We start from the raw sequence: 21,985 nt of genomic DNA, 5'->3' as shown, positions 1-21,985 counted from the left end.
TATATTTTTTCTTGCAAAGATAAATTTTAATAAAAAAATATAGTTGTATTTTGTTTGTATAAAAAATATTAAAGCTACCTATCTGAAATATAAAAAATGTTTTATCAAATCCTTGTAATAAAAAAATGATAAACAATGAATTTTTGTGCTGTTTATTCTTAAAGCCGTCGAGAAAGCATAAATGATACAGATTTTGTGATAAACCGTACACTGTGTTCCTATCCGTTCTTTTTAATTTTGTAATAAATAGATTGGATATGAAGAGCTCAGACCATAATATATCTCGTAAGGATTTTTTAAAAGGCTCCGCATGGGCCGTAGCGGGATTCACTTTATTACCTGGTATTATGACAGCATCACCTTTTTTTAAGGATAAGAATATTTCGGCAAAAGGAAAAATCAGCCTTAAAAATGTTCGCCTGGAAACAGGTTTTACCTATGAGGATGGAGAAGTCGTTTCAACAAAAACGGATTTATTTTGTGTAGAAGTTGAAAACGGTAAGATCACCAAGGTTGCACCGAACCAACCGAGCGCCAAAGGGGTAGACGCCAAGGGATTTTTAATGCTTCCGGCATTTAAAGATATGCATATCCATTTAGATAAAACTTTTTATGGCGATAAGTGGCAGGCAGTCCGCAAAAGAACAGGAGGAATCAAAGGGATGATAGAACTGGAGCAGAAAATGCTTCCTGAAATGCTTAAAAACTCAACCTTTAAGGCAGAGAAAATGATAGAATTATTGCAGTCAAAAGGAACTTCATATGCAAGAAGTCATGTGAATATTGAGCCAACTTCAAAACTGCAGTCATTAAAGAACCTCCAGAAAGCCCTGGATAATAAAAAGCAAGGATTTGGAGCGGAATTGGTCGCATTTCCGCAACATGGAGTGTTTTATACGGATTCAGCACCTTATCTGAAAGAGGCTGCTAAGATGGATGTTGATTTTATCGGTGGAGTAGACCCTTTCAATGTTGACGGAAATATCGAAAAAGTAGTAGACTTTACTGTTCAGCTGGCTTTAGACAACAACAAAGGAATTGATATTCACCTGCATGAAACAGGAGAATCCGGACTGAAAACTGTAGAATACCTGATCAAAAAGGTGAATGAAAACCCTGCTTTAAAAGGCAAAACATACCTAAGCCACTGTTTTATTCTGGCAAAACTGGAAGCATCCAGGCAGGAAGAAGTTGCTGAAAAATTAGCTGAGGCTCAGATCGGAATTGTTTCTACCATTCCTTTCGGAAGACTGGTAATGCCGATTCCGACTTTATACAAACATAATGTAACGGTACTGACGGGGAATGACAGTATTGTAGACCATTGGAATACATTCGGAACCGGAAGTGTTCTGGAAAAGGCTAATTTAATGGCCCAGGTATATGGATATTCTACAGAGTTTGCCTTATCTAGAAGTTTAAAACTCGCTACAGGGAACGTACTTCCATTGGATGATAAAGGAACTCAGCAATGGCCTAAAGCCGGAGACCCGGCCAACTTTGTATTGCTGAATGCAAGCTGCTCAGCAGAAGCTGTATCAAGAATTTCAAATGTGGAATCACTGGTACATCAGGGAAATGTTGTTTTTTAATCATTAACCTCAAAAATGAAAAGCTATGAAAATCCTGGTATTTCTTTTGGCGTTTGGAAGCCTGAATGCCTGTGAAGTGAAATCTGATAGTCATTCAAAAGAAAATATTATGCAACAGACCCGTATTACAGATCTGGTAAAGAAAAATGATCTTACTGGCGTAAAGTCGGCTTTGGAGAACGGTACTGATGTGAATACCCAGGACAAAAAAGGACGTTCTTTACTTTTGATAGCTACCCTGGAAAATAAACCGGAAATGGCAAAGCTTCTGATTTCCCATAAAGCAGATGTTAACCTTCAGGATAAGCAGCTGGACAGTCCGTTTTTGTATGCCGGAGCAAGTGGACAAACAGAATTGGTCAGATTATTTCTGGAAAACGGAGCGCGTTTTGATGTTTTCAACAGGTATAACGGTACCGCTTTGATTCCTGCCTGTGAGCGTGGACATGTGGAAACGGTGAAAGTATTGGTGAAAACAAAAGGCTTCCCGGTCAATCATGTTAACCGTTTAGGCTGGACCGCCTTAATGGAAGCCGTAATTCTTGGAAACGGCTCGCAAAAATATCAGGAAATTGTACAGATCTTAAAAGATAACGGTGCGGATCTCAATATTCCTGACCATTCTGGAAAAATGCCTTTGCAGCATGCAGAATCATTGGGTTTTAAAGAGATTGCCGCAATCTTAAGATCTTAACGCCGGATTTTGATCAAACAGTAGAAATTTCAGACATATAATTTAGTTGATATTTAACCACAAAAGACTCGGGATTTGTTTCTTTTGTGGTTATTTTAATTTTTCTCCGGGGAATTTTATTAATTTTAAGAGAAATTAAGGTAGTGTGAGTTATCATACAGATCATTTTCCTATTTTAGGAATTCAGGAGTTCAGCGAAAATCAGCTTATGGGCTGTAATTTGTTGTTTAATGAACTTTACGGGGCACGTTCCATCGATGATCCCCATAAACACGATTTTTTTATCATCAACCTTTTTGAGCACGGAGTAGGTTCCCACACGATAGATTTTACGGAATATCAGATAAAAAACCATCAGATTCATCTTGTTTTTCCGGATCAGGTTCATCAATGGGTTATTGAAAAGGAAACGATAGGATACCAGCTGATGATCAGCAGGGATTGGTTTGAAAGCTTTCTGCCTTCATTGAGGTTTTCCGCTTCTTATTACCAGAATCATCCGGTTATTAACCTTTCAAAGGACGTTTTTGAAACTTTCCGGTATGAATTTAAAGCTATTCAAAAAGAACTGACAGGCGAAAAAGTCTTTTGGGAGCTTATCCAGAAAAGGAGTGAGCTTATTGGGCTATTGGTAAGCCAGTGTATGGAAGGTGCCTTTAAAGATTTTGAAATGTATCATTCCAATCCTATCATCTCCAGATTTTTGCAGCTGATTGATGAGCATTTTAAAACGGAAAGGTCCGTATCTTTCTATGCTGATAAGCTGAACATTTCTGCCAATTATCTGAATATTGTCTGCAAGAAGAACCTGAATTCCTCCGCTTCGTCATTGATTCAGGACCGTATTTTACTGGAAGCAAAACGGCTTTTGAAAGTCTCGGAAATGTCTGTGAAAGACATTGTATATGATCTTGGCTTTTACGACCATGCCAGCTTTTCAAAATTCTTCAAAGCACAAACAGGGATGACGCCTTCTCAGTTTAAAGAATAATCTGTACAAAACAAGACATAATTGATACACCGGTTTTGAATACAAGCTGGTGTAATTTTGTATTGTTAAAATATTACATCATGCAATTTCCCTATCAATTAACTGCAAAAGGAAAATATTCCCTGAAAAATGTCCGCCTGGAAACAGGTTTTGAATACGAAAATGAAGAGGTAACCGGAACAAAAACAGATCTTTTCAGTATCGAAATTGAAGACGGGAAAATACAAGCAGTAAAATCTAACGAACATTCTTCTAACGCAATTGATGCGAAAGGATATCTGATGCTTCCGGCTTTCAGAGATATGCATATCCATTTGGATAAAACATGGTACGGACTTCCATGGCAAACGCTTTCCCCAAAAAGAAAAACGGTGAAGGATATGATTGCCTACGAACAGGAAATCATCCCTGAACTGTTGAAGACTTCAGTGGAAAGAGCAGAGCAGCTGATCAGTTTATTACAGCATTACGGAACCCATTTTGTCAGAACCCATTTCAATATTGACCCCACTTCAGGATTGAAATCTCTGGAGCATCTGGAACAGGCCCTGAACAGTAAGAAAGATTCTTTTAAAACAGAATTGGTCGCCTTTCCTCAACATGGAATCTATTATACGGATACTGTTCCTTTACTGAAAGAAGCCGCACAAATGAAAAGTGTTGATTTTATAGGGGGATTGGATCCGTTCAGTATCGACGGAAGTATTGAAAAGGTAATGGATTTCACTGTACAATTAGCGTTAGATCATCATAAAGGAATTGATATCCATCTTCATGAAGCAGGAGAGTCCGGAATAAAGACCATCAATTATCTTATCGATAAAGCAATCGAGAATCCTGAATTACAAGGTAAGACTTTTGTAAGCCATGCTTTTGCGCTGGGACATCTTTCACCAAAAGAAACAGAGCAGATTGCTGAAAGACTGGCAGAAGGTAAAGTGGGAATCGCATCATCGATACCTTTCAGAGGAACCATTATGCCTGTTCCGACATTGAAGAAATATGGGGTAAATGTTTTAGTAGGAAATGATAATGTACAGGACTATTGGAGTACTTTCGGATCTGGCAACATGCTTCAGAAAGCAAATCTTATTGCAGAATTATATGGTTATGCCACAGAATTTGCATTGTCAAGGGCTTTACAGTTTGCCACTCAAAGTATTCTTCCTTTGGATGATAAAGGAAACCAGCAATGGCCGAAGCCCGGAGATGAGGCGGCTATTGTTTTGGCTGATGCGTCATGTTCTGCAGAAGCTGTTTCCAGAATCTCACCGATAGAAGCCCTGATGAATGACGGGAATCTGTTTTGGAGAAAATAATGATATAGTATATTTTTTTATACACTTGTTTTTTGTAATGGGTCACCGGAATTTTCCGGTGGCCTTTTTATCATTATTGACATCAGGAGGAGTGGGCTTTAGCTCACTCAAATATAATAATCCAGATTTCATTGGCTTTAGCCGAAATTTAATAAAGCAATAGAAATTAACGAGAACTTATATCGTTAACATTGGATATTGATGTCTTCTAATATTAACATCTCTTAATGTAAAATATTCCTGAAATCTGTTATTTAACGTAATTATACAAAAAAAGCCTTCGAAAAATACTTCCGAAAGCTCTTTATAAAATTAATCTAACTACTATATTTTATAGGTTGTAGTTTGTCCAACCTGCATACCAGGTATCACTAGCATCAGCTACAGCCCCTCTGTATGTTACCGGTTTGAACCAAGAAGTCAACTTAGCATGAGTAAATGTTCCTCCTGTCAATAGTGGTGAACCGGATGCAGGAGAGAAGTTTGGAGTTGTTCCTGCAGGAGCCCATGCACCCGCCAGTTTTACGTCAGCTGTATACGCAAGGATGGTATTTCCTTTAGAATTAAATAACGTCGTAAGGTTATCCAAAGTGTATCCTGTAGAAGAAGAAGAAGTAGAAGCTCCGTATTTTAAAGGAGTTGTGTTTCCTGCTAAAATATTGTTTTCAAAAGCAAGGCTTCCACTGGTAAGGTTCTTATCTGTAGGTGTTCCTTTAGTGGCATCAACAAATAAACCGATCGGGAATCCTGTAAATACAGAATTGAATACAGAAATTGAAGAGTTTCTTCTGATCTGTAACCCATGTTGGAATAAAGAGTTGATAGATCCTGCGTTTGTACTGGTACTTGAAGAATTGATTGGCCCGATAATCGTCATATTCGAGAACGTAGCCGATGTCTGAGGCGTTAAAGCAGATCCGTTAGCATCATTGTCAGACTCAAATCCGTTTGAACCGGAAACGTCTGCTACCTGAGGGTCTCTTACCGCAATACCAAACTGGATATTTCCGGAGAAACCGTTATCTGTATCGAAATCATCATCAAGACCTTTGTAAGAAATTAGGTGAGAACAGTTTACCGTTCCTCCGAACCATTCAAAACTATCATCATTAGCATAAGCAACTTCTACATAGTCTACAACAGTACCGTTACCAACACCTCCGAAAGTAATTCCGTTAATCTCTTTATCTGGTAAGAATGCATAGCCTGCATATTCTACTCTCACATATTTTAAAACTCCACTGTTATCAGCGGCATTGTTACCTCCGTAAAGACCCAGACCTTCAGTGTTGTTGATTCCTCCTTCAATCTCTCCAACGCCTGCCTGGTTGTTGAAAGAAGCATTGGTAGGAGCATTTCCTAAGATCACCAATCCTGCCCAGTCACCTCTTTTTGGACTTGGTTTGTCTGATGTGAAAATAATTGGGTTGGCAGCAGTACCTTCTGCCATGATTTTACTTCCTCTTGTAATAATTAGAGCACCATTTTTATCAGCTTCACCTACAATTTTAGTACCCGGCTCGATTGTTAAAGTAGCTCCGTTTGTTACATATACTAGTCCTCTCAGCTTATAGATTTTATTAGCTTTAAGCGTAAGATTGGATGTGATTTTTCCTGAAAGAATAAGGTTTTCAGAATCTCCGTTTCCGTTACCTCCACCCTGAATGATGGTTGGTCCATCTTCTTCTATGTTTCTACATGCGGTAGTGGATACCAAAGCACCAAGCATTAAAGAATATAAAACGAACTTTTTCATGTTATAAAGAATTAAATTATTTTTATTAGATTATATTGACTGTATTAAAAATTGTATCCCAGTGTTAAACTGATATTGGTTCCTGTTACTCTTTCTATAGCAAGAGCATCTTTGCTGTCGTACTTACCATTGTCGTTAAGGTCATGATAGAATTTGGCACGACGGTTCAGGATATCGGAAACATTAAGTTTGATTTCACCTTTTTTGTTCCAGATCTTTTTAGCTACCTGGAAATCCAGAAGAGGTCTTGGAGCTTCCCAGATTGGTGGAACCTGGTCATTTCCTACATAAAGGATTCTTCTTCCGATCATATTGAAAAGCACTGTAGAAGACCATCCTGATTTTTCAGCGTCATACTGAAGGCTCAGGTTGATGGTGTAAGGAGACTGTCCTTGCATTGGTCTGTCAATTTTAGTAGCTTCATCCGTTACTTTGTTTTTGATGTAAGCGAAGTTTCCACCCAATGTGAAATTTCTCAAAGCACTTGTGAAATCAAGTTTTTTTCTGAATTCAGCTTCAATTCCATAGGCATCGGCCTTATCTACGTTAAGGTAGTTGAAGGTATTACTTGTTCCTACACCAGACTGGTTGAAATAAAGTTCGATTGGTTTTTTGAAGTTCTTATAAAATGCTGCCACTGAGAAAATCTCTCTTGTTCTCGGGTAATATTCCCAACGAAGATCTGCATTGGTGATTTTTGTTCTTTCAATAAATTTGTTACCAATTACCGTAGCACCTAAATCAAAATCATAATATGCTAAAGGAGAAACCTCTCTGAATTCCGGTCTTACCACAGTTTGAGAACCTGCGAGACGGATGTTCATCTTTGGATTTACCTTAAAGGTAAGGTTAAGGGCAGGTAAGAAGTCTGTGACACGCGTATTTACAAAACGGTCATCACTCTTTCTTGCACTTCCCACTAACTGGTCAAAATTTTCAACTCTCAATCCCCAAACCGCTCTCAACCAAGGGGTAAAGTTATTGTCGAACTGTAAATATCCTGCGTTAAGAATCGTATTGGCAATATATCTGTACTGGTTTCCGGCGATTTCATCAAATGTAAACCTTCCGTCTGTACCAAAATTTTCAGGATTGAAAATATTTTCGAATGATTGAGAAAGTAATCCCTGGTTATATCTTTCAAGTCTCACAGAGAATGGTCTTGAATTATATATCCTGTCTTTTACCTGGAACAAATATCCACCTTTAATGGTTTGTTTTTCTCCGAATAACGTAAAAGTCTTGGATACGTCTCCACCCGCATTATACAGGTAGTCACTCAACGTAGAATAGAAAACACTACCTGATTTTTGAGAAAGACCGTTAGAGATCAAAGCCAGGTAAGGACTACCAGCCATTTCAGGGTGTTGGTTGTATTGTAAACGCTGCAGTAACGGGATATACTGATCCAGTATTCCAAAGCTTCCGTACCAGTTAAAAGTAAGTCCGCCAAGAGCATCTATCTTATGAGTACCATTGATGGTAGAGTTGTAAAAAGTAGTCTGTTTAAATCCAATTTCTCTGGCGATAATATTGGTTCCGTTTACCGGGTCAAATTCAAAGTCCTTTCCTGTTCTGAAGGACATATGGTTCACGGTATTATTGGTAATAATGTTTTTTAAGGAGATTTTGTTGTTGTTATTGAGTTTCAAAGAAAGGTTCAACATTCCCCCAAGGATAACATCGTTGCTGTATTTTTCAGTATAATAATCAAAGTTGGTATCAGCCAGTTGATCATTGATCGTAAAGAAGCGGTTAGTGGATTCGGTTCTTCTTTTGTTATTGCTATAGTTTAAAACGGCAATCACTCCAAGATCCTTCCCGAAAACTTTGGTATTGAAACCTCCGTCTAATTGTAAACTTACATTTTCCGGATAACCTACACTGTTGAATCCGAAGTTTTTCGTAAATCCTTTACCGATCTCAGTTTTTTGAGCTTCGTTCAAAATACTGAATCCGTTCTTTGCCGGCATATTCGTAGGAAGTTTTCTGAAACCGTCGTCAATACCTAAAAAGTCCCATTTCCCACCTTTCTGCATCAAAAATTCCTGTCCCATGGTGATCGTGTTTCCTCCTACACCTACCTGTACATTGAAGAAATCTTTATTAGGAATGTCTTTAGTATTTACCTGGATCAAACCGCCTCCCCATTCACCTGTATATTCAGGAATAAATGTTTTGTTGATTACCAGGGTTTCAATAACGTTGGCCGGGAAAAGGTCAAATGAAAAAGTCTTTCTGTCCGGTTCAGTACTCGATAACTGAATACCATTTAACATGGCCTGGTTATAACGATCGGATAAACCTCTCACAACGATGTATTTTCCGTCAAACAAACTCACCCCTGAAACTCTTTTCAGAACCTCTCCTGTGTTTCTGTCCGGACTTCTCTTAATCGCTTCCACTCCGATTACCTGTGAAACCACACCTGCATTCTTTTGTAAGCCGATGGTAGAGGCAATGGTTTCTTTTCTAGCATTGGATCTGATGACAACTCCATCGATTTCCTTTTCTTTCAAAGACGGTTTGTCCATCACAATATCAAGATGAGTGTTACCTTCATTTTTTACAATAACCTCACTGATTTCCTTCTTGTTATATCCATTGGAGGATACCGTTATAATATAATTGGTTCCGGGCGAGAGATTGATAGAGTAGTAGCCGGAAATGTCAGTTGTTACTTCCTGATCATTTACTTTTACCTTTACTCCCTGTATAGGAGTGTTGTCTTTCTCATCCAATACCCTACCTTCCAGAATCTGACTTTGTGCAAAAGCATAGCCAGCAGAAAACAAGGCAAGTAGCATAATGCTCTTGTGGAGTTGTTTTTTCATTTTACTTCTCTTTACTTCTTTTTCAAGGGCAAAATAAAGGCTAAGTTTTTAAGAAAACTTTAGGAGAATTTTAATTAATTGTGAAGTTTAAGTTAATAGATAACTCTAATTTTTTGTTGTGGAAATATGTTTCTTATGATGTTATTTTTTTTGTTTATTTCAAACTTTGTTTCGTATATTTGGTTTATGTGTATTTTTTACCTGCTTTTATTATTAATTTTCAAATTAAAAGCAGGTGGAAGGTTTTTTAATAATTAGTTAACATAACATAAATGAAGAAGCCCGACGAAAATAACTACTTTTGTGGGAATTCTTAAACTAGAAGATGAGCAAAAAAATTCTTTTAATAGACGACGAACTGGACATTTTAGAGATTCTGTCTTACAATTTGGAAAAAGAAGGTTATGATATCTATACCGCCACCAATGGTAACGAAGGTATAGAAAAAGCAAAGGAAATTATTCCGGATCTGATCCTACTAGATGTAATGATGCCTGAGAAAGATGGTATTGAAACCTGTCAGGAACTTCGTAAAGTGAAAGAACTTCAAAAAACACTTATTGTTTTCCTTTCCGCAAGAAGCGAAGAGTTTTCCCAGTTGGCAGGCTTCCAGGCTGGTGCCAATGATTATATCGTAAAACTGATCAAACCGAAAATCCTTATCTCCAAAGTAAACGCATTATTACAGTTGACCTCTCAGGTTTCCGATAATGCAAAACTTATTGAAATCGGTGACCTTGTTATTGATAAAGATAACTTCAGAGTTTCCAAAGCCGGTCAGCAGTTTCTTCTTCCTAAAAAGGAGTTTGATCTGCTTTACCTTTTGGCTTCCAACACAGAAAAAGTTTTCAAGAGAGAAGAAATTCTGGAAAAAGTCTGGGGCAATGATGTGATTGTAGGAGAGAGAACCATTGATGTCCATATCAGAAGACTTAGAGAAAAATTAGGGATCAATACCATTCAGACTTTAAAAGGAATCGGATATAAACTGATCGTTTAATCATTTAAAAATCCTAACTTTACGTTCAATCTTAAAACGTTGTAAAATTGAAATTTTACAGGCTTACTCTTGTTGCCTCATGTCTGCTGACATTGGTAATGCTTTTCTTAGTAGTTATTTTTGACTCACTAAAGGATATCTATTACAGCACTCCGTACTTTACAACGGGCCTTGTAATATGTATTGTCCTGATCTTTATTATTAATTGTGTAGTACTGGAGCTACTTTTCAATTATTACGGTAGAAAACAGGTAAAAGGACTTTCCCAGATTCTCCCTCAGGAAATTGTGCATGATAACGACGAAAATATCACCATTAAAGAACTGGGAGAAAGATTTTCCGATTTTAACCAACAAAAGGTGACAGAAATCGATATGATGAAGGAAATGGAAAGTTACCGTAAAGAATACATCGGAAATGTATCTCACGAGCTTAAGACACCTCTGTTTTCTATCCAGGGTTACGTTGAAACCCTGAGGGAAGGCGGTGTGGATAATCTTACCATCAGAGACAAATATCTTGAAAGAATCGATATTTCCGTTGAAAGACTTATCGCCATTGTCACGGATCTTGATATGATCAACAGGTTGGAGGCCGGAGAGATCAACCTTACCGTTTCCAGATTTGATGTAAACCTTCTTATCAGTGAAATCTTTGACCTTCTTGACCTGGAAGCAGAGAAACACAACACGACGATGCAAATTCAAACCCTGCATCCACAGATTTTTGTTGAAGCAGACAAACAGAAAATTTCACAGGTATTTATTAATCTTATTTCCAATGCCATTCACTATGCCAACAGGCAGGAAGCAAAGGTGATTGTAAAAACCAGTGTTTTAAAAAATAAAGTCCTGATTGAAGTCATCGACAACGGAATGGGGATCAAATCTGAAATTCTTCCAAGGATTTTCGAAAGATTTTATCGTGTCGAAACCAGCAGAAGCAGGAGAGAAGGCGGTTCCGGGTTGGGATTAGCTATCGTAAAGCATATTCTTGAGGCTCATAACGAAAACATTACCGTAGAAAGCGTTTATCTAGAAGGAACTAAGTTTAGTTTTATGCTTGAAAAAAGTAAATAATTCCGGCAAAATGTAAGAAAAAAAATATTTTAAAAAATCCAGAAATATTTTTTTGTCACATGTCATTTATTATATATTTGCACCAGAGATTTATCATAATTATAAAGGCAAAAAGTAATTTAAGAAACTGATATGGTTTACAAGATCCGCGTAATATTAGATGCGAAAGAGGATATTTTCCGCGACATTGAAGTTAAGGGAAAACAAACGTTATGGAACTTACATTTAGGAATTAAAAGTGCATTCAGTCTGCAGGGCGATGAGCTTTCTACGTTTAATCTGTTAGAAAATGACGGAACGATAGTAAAAAGTGTTCCATTGGAAGATATGAGTGATGATGGTGATGGCGAGATCATGTCAGACGTATACATTGATGAAGCTTTTGAAAATGTAGGCGACAAAGCACAATTCCAGTACGGGCTTCTTGATCTTTGGGAGTTCTTCTGTGAACTTATAGAAGTCATTGAAGAAACAAAAGCAGTAAATTACCCGATTACAGTATACAGATTTGGAAATGTTCCTCTAAAAGCGCCTAGCAAAAACGGGAGTGCAGGTGGTTCTAAAAAGAAATCAGCAATGCCTTTGACGGATGATGAGTTTGGCTTCGATGATGATTTCGGTGCCACCGGAAATTTCTCTGATGAGGACGACAGCTTCGATGACGAGGAAGAAGAAGACTACAATGATGATGTCTTCGATGATGAGGATGATAACGACGACGAAAGGTAAGAGTGAAATACAATATAGGCCCCGGATTTTAATCCGGGGCTTTTTTTAGCCTTTCACCTGAAAAACAATCCCTACTTTTGTTAAAAATAGATTAATGAAAAAATTAATTTTATTAGCTATCATTGGTCTGGGAATTGTTTCCTGTACCACTCAAAAAAGAACCAAAAAAATGACAGTATTGCCAAAAGATTGGAAACATACCACAAATATCTACGAAGTAAATATCAGACAATATACCCAGGAAGGAACTTTTAAAGCATTTGCAAAAGAAATGCCCCGATTGAAGTCAATGGGCGTGCAGACACTTTGGTTGATGCCCATTACACCGATTGCTCAACACAATAAAAAAGGAAGTCTGGGAAGTCCGTATGCTGCCGCTGATTACACCTCTGTTAATCCTGAATTTGGGACTCTGGATGATTTTAAAGATATGGTGAATGAAGCACATCGATTGGGATTTAAGGTTATTATTGACTGGGTAGCCAATCATACCGGTTGGGATCATGTATGGACAAAAATACATCCTGAATTTTATATAAAAGATCCGGACGGAAAATTCCATATTGCTTCCGGCATGGATGACATCATCGAACTGGATTACAAAAATCAGGAGATGAGGCAAGCTATGATTGAAGCTATGAAATTCTGGGTGAGAGAAACTAGTATTGACGGTTTCAGATGCGACCTGGCTTCGTGGGTAGAAGTAGATTTCTGGGAGCAGGCGCGTCCCGAAGTAGAAAAAATAAAACCCCTTTTCTGGCTGGGAGAATTTGATGAGTTGGAAAGCCCAGAGTACGGAAAAGTCTTTGATGCCAGCTACTCATGGAAATGGATGCACAAGTCGGCAGATTACTACAAAAACAATGAACCTCTTCAGGAATTAAAAGATTTACTCATTCAATATTCCAATATCGGAGATGCTTCGATGAGAGCATGGTTTACCTCTAATCATGATGAAAACTCGTGGAACGGCTCAGAATATGAAAAATATGCAGTAATTGCCAAGCCTATGGCGGTTTTTTCAGCAACATGGAATGGTATTCCGCTATTGTATTCAGGACAGGAGCTTCCCAATATGAAAAGACTGGAATTCTTTGAGAAAGATGCCATTAAATGGACCAATACCTATCTGATGGCTGATTTCTATAAAACATTGTTGAACTTAAAAGCATCCAATCCTGCATTAAGAGGCGGAGATCCTCATGTTACTACCTATTTCCTGAATACAACAGCCAATGATAAGATTCTTGCGTATGTACGGAAAAACGGAGAGAATGAAGTGTTGGTTGTCTTGAATATGTCGAAAGAACCTGTAGATTTCACAATAGAAGATCAGAACTTATCCGGAGCTTTCAATAATGTTTTCGATAAAACGAGAAGAAATTTTGACGAAGGTAAAGCCTTCAGTTTCAAAGTTTCAGACTACGTCGTTTTTGAAAAGTGAATAGTGGAACCTTTACTGTTTCGTATTCAACAATGACATCTTAATTACTATCATTAAAGCGGTACTCCAAGAGTGGCAAGATCCGCGACCTTGAAGGGACGATCGAAGTATCATAACCAAAAGCCCGATAACAACCCATGAACAAACAAGAAATAATCAACATCGTAAAAACAAAAATATCAGACAAAATACGGTATTTTGAAAATCTTATTGCTGAAACAAGGGCCTCCAATAACGATACAAAAAGCTCAATGGGAGATAAATATGAAACCGGTCGTGAAATGCTTCAGCAGGAAATCAACAATCTTCAACGCCAGCTGAATGAAGTACTGAATCAACAGGCGATCCTACAGAAAATAACTGCTGATCCTTCAGAGAAAGTTCAGAATGGTGCCATAGTCAAAACGGATAAAGGTTTGTTTTACATTTCTGCTTCCATGGGAGAAATCAGATCTGAAAATCAGAAGGTCATGACGGTATCTGCAGAATCACCTCTGGTAAAAGCGATGTTTGGCAAGAAAATGGGAGAGACATTTACCATCAATACTATCAATCAGACCATTGAAAATATCTGGTAGTTAATTTTATCATTATGAAATATAAAAATGTACTTCTCTTTGCCTTTTTATTAGGCAGTTTTTGGATCCATGCACAAATTCGTGCTGGTGTTTCGGCAAAAAGTTATGACCTTACCTCTGTCAGCATTACCGTAGATGATTTTATTATTACAATAGATTCCCAGGGAGCCATTACAGATTTCCATTCCCCGAAGCAGAACGGAAGAATTGATTATTATGACAACAGCAGTTTTGATCAGTACAGAGCCGGAAAAATTAAAAGTATCGGCAATATAAGAATAGATTACTGGGACGACATGGATCAGCAAAGTGAGAAATACGGTAAAATAAAAAGTATCGGTAATATCAGGTTCGAATATTGGGACAACCCTGTTTTCAATGAAGAAAAATTCGGGAAAGTAAAGAAAATAGGAAGTTATACTATCGATTACTGGCCTAAGGATATTATGGATAACAGCAGATACGGAAAAATTAAATCTATAGGGAATATTTCCGTTGATTATGGGTTGAAGGATATTATCGACGACAGCCAATATCAGAAACTGATTAAATTTGGTCCGGTACGCCTTGATTACTGGAATGATAAATTCATTGAGAAATCAAAATATGGACAGGTAAAATCCATCAACGGCAATAATGATGATATCAGTGTTTTTATATTATAAAAATTATCCGATAAAGTTGATCTCTAGTATGCAGATACACAATGTCTAATAGATAAGAGATATTCGTCTCATAAAAAGCATTCATCATATGGGTGCTTTTTTTAATGCTTTTTTACTAAATTTGAGCCATAAAATTCCTTTCAAAATGCAAAATTACCTGGATCTTTTACAACATATTTTAGACAACGGAACAGATAAAACCGATAGAACAGGCACCGGTACAAGGAGTGTGTTCGGATATCAGCTGAGATATGATTTGTCAGAAGGTTTTCCTTTGGTAACTACTAAAAAAGTGCATTTGAAATCAATTATCTATGAGCTGCTTTGGTTTTTGAATGGAGATACCAATATCAAATACCTTAACGATCATGGAGTAAGTATCTGGGATGAATGGGCAGATGAAAACGGAGATTTAGGTCCCGTATATGGCGCCCAATGGAGAAGCTGGCATGGAGCAGACGGAAAAGTGGTAGACCAGATTACAGAAGTGATTGACCAGATCAAAAAAAATCCCGATTCGAGAAGGCTGATCGTATCAGCATGGAATGTTGCCGAAATTCCGAATATGGCGCTGGCACCTTGTCACGCTCTATTTCAGTTTTATGTGGCAGACGGAAAATTATCATTACAGCTTTATCAGAGAAGTGCCGATGTTTTCCTTGGTGTACCGTTCAATATTGCAAGTTATGCTTTATTATTAATGATGGTGGCCCAGGTTTGTGATCTTGAAGTAGGAGATTATGTCCACAGTTTCGGGGATGTTCATATTTATAATAATCATTTCGAACAGGTAAACAGACAGCTTTCCAGAGAAACAAGACCGCTTCCGACAATGAAGCTGAATCCTGATATCAAGGATATTTTCAATTTCAAATTTGAAGACTTTACGTTGGAAAACTATGATCCGCATCCGGGGATCAAAGCTCCTGTAGCGGTTTAATATTTCCGGTATTCTTTTTTTAATTGCTATAATTCTGTTATTTTTGGCATTGGTGAAATAAATTTTCGTCCAGCGTCAAAAACAATATGAAGAAAAATCAAAGCAACAATTATGGTATATTCCTGAATATTCTGATAATTGTGTATACCCTCTACATCAGTCTTTCTGTTTTTAAACAGAAAGTTATTGTAACGGATGATTTAAGTAAGGTCTATGAATCTAAGTTGATCTCAGGATCTTATTTCACCTATATTTATTCGTTTCTGGATTCTACAACCATGGCAGCAAGGCCGGTATCGGGATTTGTAACAGGAACTTTAATTTATCTTTCAAAATACGATGAATCTGTTTATTTACTTGGATTAATCTTTTTTCCCCTTTCTTTAGCTGTTCTGTATATGGTGGCCAAAAAAATCCTATCTGAGGAGCTTGCCGGTCTTATTACATTGTTGTATTCATGCTCTGTCATCGGGACGAGTATTCAGTTTTCTCCGATTATGCTCAATTCTAATCTTGCGACTGTATTTTTTTCATTGAGTATCTACTTCTTATATGTGCGGGATAAAATCCTGGTAAGCGCTCTGCTTTTTATTGCTTCCATCTTAAGTTATGAAATCTTCTTTCCCCTTATACTGCTGCATCTGTTTTTGATTAAAGAAAATAAAAAAAGAATTTTGTTTGTAATAATCACCTTGGGAAGTGTGGTTCTTTTTAGAAAAGTGATTCAGCCCCTTCTGTTTGTAAACTCTTATCAAAGGGATGAGGTCAGTAAGATTTTTGAGATGAAAAGAGTGGTGCAGATTGCGGTCTTCTCAGGGAAGCTATTCTTCAAAGATATTTTTGCAGGTTTGTACAGAGGTATTTTGAATTTGAAAAATCTTGGTATTTTAGAATGGATATTGGCTCTCAGTATTCCTGCAACCGTGTACAAAGTTTTCTCTGTTTATGATTTTAAAAGCCAGTCAGCACGGCTTAGAAACATTGCTGTAATCTCTTTCCTGGCTCTGCTCTGTGGGTTCAGTATTTTCCTTTTTTCATCATATATCCCGACGATTTTTGGATTTGATAACCGAAATCTCGGAGCGATAAGGCTTTTTTATACATTGTTTGTCATTTCAATAATCATCTATGCATCGGTCAGAATAAAATTGGGTAATAAGATCATTGCTGCTGCTTTTGCAGTGATAGCTTTTCTCCTGATCGCGACCAATATCAGCGTGAAAAACTCATGGATATACGCAAGTCGGTTTAATGATGAACTGTTCAGTAAATTAAAAACATCATTGGACGAAAATCATATTGAAAGCGGAAACGTCTGTTTAGATTATAATATGTTTAATGAACTTAAAAATAATTCTCATTTTACCCTGAGAGAACCTGTTTTTTATAATGATTGGGAGGGGCCTATGTTAAGCGAAAGGGCGGGGATCGATTCCAGAAGAATTCATGTTTATAATCGGGAAAGAAAAATAGATTGCGAAATGGTGTTTCTTTATAAAAACGGAAAAGTTGTCAGAATAAAATAGGGTAAGAAAAGTTTCTGCAGCCACCTTTCTGGAAAATTTCACAAAATCTTTAAGTTGATTTAGCGTTTTTAAAATCAGGTCATTACAGTTGATAATCTTCCTTTTATCATCAATTTGAATAGGTCACCTTGTCTTCTTCATTTTAAACGAAGATATCCTGTAAAAAAGCGGTAAACAGGGCTACTGTTTTTAAAATAAGTTTTAAATTTGAAAGAACTTGATTTTAATTTCAACAGATCATGAAGTACTTAAAAATAAATACTGAAGAAAACACAGATACCGAACTGTTAAAAAATGTAATCCTTCAATTAAAAGGAGTGGCTTCAGTGGAAGTTATCGACGAGGAAAATCCGGAAAGTGAGCTGAAGAAAGCTTTTGCCAAAACAAAAGAACAGCTGAAAACAGGAGACTATGAAACCTTAGTCAATGATATTTTTGACATACTGACAAAAAATAATTCTAAAAAATAATAAAGAGAGATGAGAAAGGCCATTTTATCCATTGCCATACTTGGAATCTTATTTTCCGCAAATGTAGCCGCACAAACCGATACCTCAGGAAGAGAAAAAGTATACAGAGCTACGCACACCAAAGTAACGGAGCTTAAACATACAAAACTCAAAGTAAATTTCGATTATCAGAAAGAACAGCTGAACGGAGAAGAATGGCTTACTGCTTCACCCTATTTCTATCCTGCAAATGAATTGATTCTTGATGCTAAGGCAATGTTGATCCACGAAGTGGCCCTTGATAACAATGGAAAAAAATCTCCTCTAAAATACGAATATAAAGATGACATCCTGAAAATTAATCTGGATAAAACCTATCAGAAAAATCAGGATTATACTGTCTACATCAAATATACTTCCCGTCCCAACGAGGTCAAACAAAAAGGAAGTATGGCAATCAACGATGCCAAAGGCCTTTATTTTATCAATGCACAGGGAACAGATCCTGAAATGCCTACACAGATCTGGACACAGGGAGAAACAGAATCTTCTTCTGCCTGGTTTCCTACGATTGACAAACCCAATCAGAAGACTACCCAGGAAATATATATGACCGTTCCCGATAAATATGTAACACTTTCCAACGGAATTTTAAAAGATTCCCAAAAAGAATCGAATGGCCTCAGAACCGATCATTGGGTAATGGATAAAAGACACTCTACCTATCTTTTCTTTATGGGAGTAGGAGAATATGCGATCGTAAAGGATAAATGGAAAAATATTCCGGTAGATTATTATATTGAAAAAGAATACGAACCTTACGCAAAGCAGATCTATGGTAATACCCCTGAAATGATTGATTTTTTCTCTAAAAAAATGAATTACGACTTTCCGTGGGCAAAATATGCTCAGATTTCCGGAAGAGAGTACGTAAGCGGAGCGATGGAAAATACTACGGCAACCCTTCATGGAAGTGATATCCTTCAAAAACCGGGACAGCTGATCGACGAAAATAAATGGGAAGATACCATAGCCCATGAATTATTCCATCACTGGTTTGGCGATCTGGTTACCGCAGAGAGCTGGAGCAACCTTACCGTTAATGAATCATTTGCCAACTATTCCGAATATCTGTGGAACGAATATAAATACGGAAAAGACCAGGCAGATTACCATTTAATGAGCGATGTGAATATGTACATCCATAATCCAAGTGATTTTAAGAAAAATCTGGTAAGATTCAATTATGATTCCCGTGAAGACGTATTTGATCTGGTAACCTATCAGAAAGGAGGCGGAATCCTCAATATGTTGAGAAACTACCTGGGCGATGATGCCTTCTTTGCCGGAATGAATGATTATCTGAAAACCAACGAATATCAGAACGCAGAAGCCCATCAGCTAAGACTTTCTTTTGAAAAAGTTTCAGGAAAAGACCTGAACTGGTTCTTTAATCAATGGTATTTTGGTAGCGGTAATCCAAAAATCAATTACTCATTTACCTTTGAACCGGTAAAAAAACAGGTAGCTGTAACGATCAACCAGACCCAGGATCAGCTGTTTGAATTTCCGTTGGCTATTGATGTGTATGATAACGGAAAACCCAAAAGATATAATGTTTGGGTAAATGCTGAAGCAAAAAATACATTCAATTTAGATGTTTCTAAAACTCCTGATTTGGTTAATATCAATGCAGACGGAGTCTTGCTGGCAGATATTACCGATTCCAAAACACCGGAACAAAACCTGTTGCAGTTTACCAATTCTAAGGAATTCAAGAGCAGATACACCGCTTTAGAAGGTATAAAAGACCAGACAGGGAAAAGCCCGGCCGTTACAAAATTACTTGCCGCCGCTTTGAAAGATCCCTTTTTTAGGATAAGAATCAAAGCATTGCAATTACTTGATCTTACTAATCCTGAACAAATGAAGACATTAGGAGCTGAAGTTGAAAAAATAGCTTCAAATGATCCTAAAACATTAGCTCAGGCAGCTGCTATTGCTGCTTTATCAAAAACAAAAGATAAAAAATATCTTCCCATCTTTGAAAAAGGAATAAATGCTGTTTCCGAGGCGGTGAAGGGAAATTCCCTAAGTGCAGTTCTCACAATTGATCCTTCAAGGGCTAATTCTTTGGCCGACAAAATTAATCTGGAAGGAGCTTCAGATGAGCTGCTGGCGCTTTTCCTTCCTATTATTGTGAAAAATAAAGTAGCTTCTCAGATGGAATATATTGCTCCACTGGCTGCATTTTATCCTTTTGTAAAATTCCAGAACCCTGAATTGGGTAAAACAGCAGAAGAAGGATATAACTGGATCATGAGTTCCGATAACCTGAAAGCTGTTCAAAACATTACCAAAATGGTGGGATATGCGAAAAACCAGATGAAAGATAACCCACAGGCAAAAATGATGATCGTTCAGATGCTGAAGGATGGTTTAAGTAAAAAAATGGAGCTGCTGAAACAGAATCCACAGAACGCAGCAAGCATCAACAAGCAAATAGATGTTCTCAATAAAGCTATAGAAAACTATAAATAAAGAAAGAAGAGGCTGTCTCAAAAGTGAGACAGCCTCTTTTCTTTTTATTGCTGAATACTAAACTGTCAGATTATCGTTTAAAATATATTGATTTTTAACGATGTTATAAAAGTTAGTACTTTTTCCTGCTGTTTTTTGCGTTATCTTTCATAAATTCGTTCAAAATTTAGACAATTATGAGTTTTGGAATTGAGGCAGCGGGTTATTATGTGCCTGGTTTATATTTGGAGATTAAGGATTTAGCAGAAAAAAGAGGAATAGAACCAGCAAAATTGGAAAAAGGCTTAGGTCTTCATAAAATGGGTCTTTCTGATGTCCATGAGGATGCTGCAACCTTTGCAGCAGAAGCATTACTGAAGCTTATACAAGATTATGATATCAATCCGAAAGAAATAGCAAGAGTGTATCTGGGAACAGAAAGTGCTTTGGATGCTGCAAAACCTACAGCTTCGTACGCTGTACAGATGGTAGAAAAAGTATTGGAGGAAAAATTTGGAACCAGATGCTTCAGAAACTGTGACGTACTAGATATGACTTTTGCCTGTGTAGGAGGAGTAGATGCATTGCATAATGCTTTGGACTTTGTAAGAGTAAATCCGGATAAAAAAGCAGTTGTCATTGCCAGTGATTACGCAAAATATGAACTGGCTTCTTCCGGTGAATATACGCAAGGCGGCGGCGCGGTAGCTCTTTTGGTTTCATCAAAACCGGATCTTCTTGAAATTGAAAACAACTGGGGTGTTGCTTCAGAAAGTGTCTTTGACTTTTTCAAACCAAGAAGAATGTATAAAAAGGAGGATCTGAAGGGAGCTCCGGAAACCTACCCTGAAAAAATCGAAATTTTTACCGATGAACCTGTTTTTGACGGACAATATTCTAATCAATGCTATCAGGATAGGATACGTGAGGCTTACCATCACTATAAAGAAATTACAGGTCAGGAGAAACCCTATGAAAATTGGAAATATATTATTTTTCACCTTCCCTATGCCTTCCATGGGAAAAGGGTCTTTACTGAAATTTACAGTCTTGAAAACGAACTTCCCTACGGAACTCCGGAAGAACAAAAAGCAGTCGCGAAGTCTGAAGGCTATTTACAGTTAATCAATGATAAAATTGAGAAAACGCAGAGAGCATCCTCGGAAATAGGAAATATGTATACAGCTTCTGTTTTTATGGCCTTTTTATCAGCCTTACAGACCTCATTTAACGAAAACGAAGATCTTTCCGGAAAAGAAATTGGCTTTGTGGGATATGGAAGTGGTTCAAAATCAAAGATTTTTGCAGGAAGGGTTTCAGAGAATTGGAGAAAGATAGCGGAAAAATGGAACTTATTCGAAAGTTTGAAACAAAGAACAGCTGTTGATTTTGATACCTATGAAAAACTTCACCGAAAGTTGTTGAACGAGTCTGTTAACAAAAATTACAAGGGATTCGGGCTTGTCTCTGTAGAAACGGAAAATCCTGTTTTAACCGGAGCAAGATATTACAGCTATCAGAAATAAAATAATGTTATAGTACAACTAAGAATAAAATAAAATAAAGCATTCCAGCGTATGGAATGCTTTATTTTTTTGTTGTTTTTGACAGTCTCTATAGCAGCACTTAAATATCCGATATAATATTAGAACAAAGTGGCAGAAGTCCTGCAGTATCAGTTTTCTTCGGGTTAGTCAGACGGAAGGGATAATGGAATTGGTGGGAGATGGCTTTAGATATTGAGATTTACTGAAATGGGAACAAGTAATAGACATTCCAATTCCACAGTCAGAAGCAATGTGGCTGGTCGTTTAATTGATTAAGATTCTGAATATGATAATTAACAAATTTTTAATCCACATACCAATA

17 protein-coding genes are annotated in these 21,985 nt (G+C 37.2%); 15 read left to right on the top strand and 2 right to left on the bottom strand.

Going from position 1 to position 21,985, the window contains the following annotated elements; translation table 11 throughout:
* The first annotated feature begins 257 nt into the window (after positions 1–257).
* The 4 genes from H3Z85_02020 (at position 258) to H3Z85_02005 (ending at position 4,596) form a co-directional block, all read left to right on the top strand.
* Positions 258–1,592 carry an amidohydrolase family protein gene (locus tag H3Z85_02020; protein QPQ52303.1) on the top strand — a complete coding sequence of 445 codons (1,335 nt, stop codon included), beginning with the start codon at positions 258–260 and terminating at the stop codon, positions 1,590–1,592.
* A 25-nt stretch (positions 1,593–1,617) separates the two neighbouring features.
* Positions 1,618–2,286: an ankyrin repeat domain-containing protein gene (locus tag H3Z85_02015; protein QPQ52302.1), complete on the top strand. Its 669-nt coding sequence runs from the start codon at positions 1,618–1,620 to the stop codon at positions 2,284–2,286.
* Positions 2,287–2,431: 145 nt separating this feature from the next.
* On the top strand, positions 2,432–3,277 hold the full coding sequence (locus H3Z85_02010; GenBank protein ID QPQ52301.1) for a helix-turn-helix domain-containing protein: 846 nt from the start codon (positions 2,432–2,434) through the stop codon (positions 3,275–3,277).
* 80 nt (positions 3,278–3,357) lie between these two features.
* Positions 3,358–4,596: an amidohydrolase family protein gene (locus tag H3Z85_02005; GenBank protein ID QPQ52300.1), complete on the top strand. Its 1,239-nt coding sequence runs from the start codon at positions 3,358–3,360 to the stop codon at positions 4,594–4,596.
* A gap of 331 nt (positions 4,597–4,927) precedes the next feature.
* On the opposite strand, the gene H3Z85_02000 is transcribed toward H3Z85_02005, so the two are convergent.
* A complete protein-coding gene (locus tag H3Z85_02000) occupies positions 4,928–6,352 on the bottom strand; it encodes a hypothetical protein (GenBank protein QPQ52299.1) in 1,425 nt (474 codons plus the stop codon).
* Positions 6,353–6,396: 44 nt separating this feature from the next.
* Complete coding sequence (locus H3Z85_01995; GenBank protein QPQ52298.1) at positions 6,397–9,186, bottom strand: TonB-dependent receptor; 2,790 nt, start codon at positions 9,184–9,186, stop codon at positions 6,397–6,399.
* 325 nt (positions 9,187–9,511) lie between these two features.
* Between H3Z85_01995 and H3Z85_01990 the strand changes: the two genes are divergently transcribed.
* The 11 genes from H3Z85_01990 to H3Z85_01940 all read left to right on the top strand — a co-directional run bounded on the left by H3Z85_01990 (position 9,512) and on the right by H3Z85_01940 (position 21,642).
* Positions 9,512–10,186 carry a response regulator transcription factor gene (locus H3Z85_01990; protein ID QPQ52297.1) on the top strand — a complete coding sequence of 225 codons (675 nt, stop codon included), beginning with the start codon at positions 9,512–9,514 and terminating at the stop codon, positions 10,184–10,186.
* Positions 10,187–10,233: 47 nt separating this feature from the next.
* On the top strand, positions 10,234–11,265 hold the full coding sequence (locus H3Z85_01985; GenBank protein QPQ52296.1) for a GHKL domain-containing protein: 1,032 nt from the start codon (positions 10,234–10,236) through the stop codon (positions 11,263–11,265).
* Positions 11,266–11,397: 132 nt separating this feature from the next.
* Complete coding sequence (locus H3Z85_01980) at positions 11,398–11,994, top strand: hypothetical protein (GenBank protein ID QPQ52295.1); 597 nt, start codon at positions 11,398–11,400, stop codon at positions 11,992–11,994.
* Between the two features lie 94 nt (positions 11,995–12,088).
* Positions 12,089–13,438 (top strand): alpha-glucosidase C-terminal domain-containing protein, encoded by a 1,350-nt coding sequence (locus H3Z85_01975; GenBank protein ID QPQ52294.1) that lies wholly within the window; start codon positions 12,089–12,091, stop codon positions 13,436–13,438.
* Between the two features lie 137 nt (positions 13,439–13,575).
* Complete coding sequence (locus H3Z85_01970; GenBank protein QPQ52293.1) at positions 13,576–14,016, top strand: GreA/GreB family elongation factor; 441 nt, start codon at positions 13,576–13,578, stop codon at positions 14,014–14,016.
* A 14-nt stretch (positions 14,017–14,030) separates the two neighbouring features.
* Positions 14,031–14,681, top strand: a complete 651-nt coding sequence (locus H3Z85_01965; GenBank protein QPQ52292.1) for a hypothetical protein — start codon at positions 14,031–14,033, stop codon at positions 14,679–14,681.
* A 145-nt stretch (positions 14,682–14,826) separates the two neighbouring features.
* Complete coding sequence (locus tag H3Z85_01960; GenBank protein QPQ52291.1) at positions 14,827–15,621, top strand: thymidylate synthase; 795 nt, start codon at positions 14,827–14,829, stop codon at positions 15,619–15,621.
* Positions 15,622–15,707: 86 nt separating this feature from the next.
* On the top strand, positions 15,708–17,147 hold the full coding sequence (locus H3Z85_01955; GenBank protein ID QPQ52290.1) for a hypothetical protein: 1,440 nt from the start codon (positions 15,708–15,710) through the stop codon (positions 17,145–17,147).
* 239 nt (positions 17,148–17,386) lie between these two features.
* The gene (locus H3Z85_01950) at positions 17,387–17,617 is read left to right on the top strand and encodes a hypothetical protein (protein QPQ52289.1); all 231 of its coding nucleotides are present in this window, start codon (positions 17,387–17,389) and stop codon (positions 17,615–17,617) included.
* A gap of 9 nt (positions 17,618–17,626) precedes the next feature.
* Positions 17,627–20,137, top strand: coding sequence for a M1 family metallopeptidase (locus H3Z85_01945; GenBank protein QPQ52288.1), 2,511 nt, complete (start codon positions 17,627–17,629; stop codon positions 20,135–20,137).
* 176 nt (positions 20,138–20,313) lie between these two features.
* The gene (locus tag H3Z85_01940; GenBank protein QPQ52287.1) at positions 20,314–21,642 is read left to right on the top strand and encodes a hydroxymethylglutaryl-CoA synthase family protein; all 1,329 of its coding nucleotides are present in this window, start codon (positions 20,314–20,316) and stop codon (positions 21,640–21,642) included.
* Positions 21,643–21,985: the final 343 nt, after the last annotated feature.

Origin of the sequence: Chryseobacterium indologenes (assembly GCA_016025055.1) — a bacterium.
GTDB lineage: Bacteria > Bacteroidota > Bacteroidia > Flavobacteriales > Weeksellaceae > Chryseobacterium > Chryseobacterium indologenes.
This window is presented reverse-complemented; position numbering and strand designations above follow the sequence as displayed.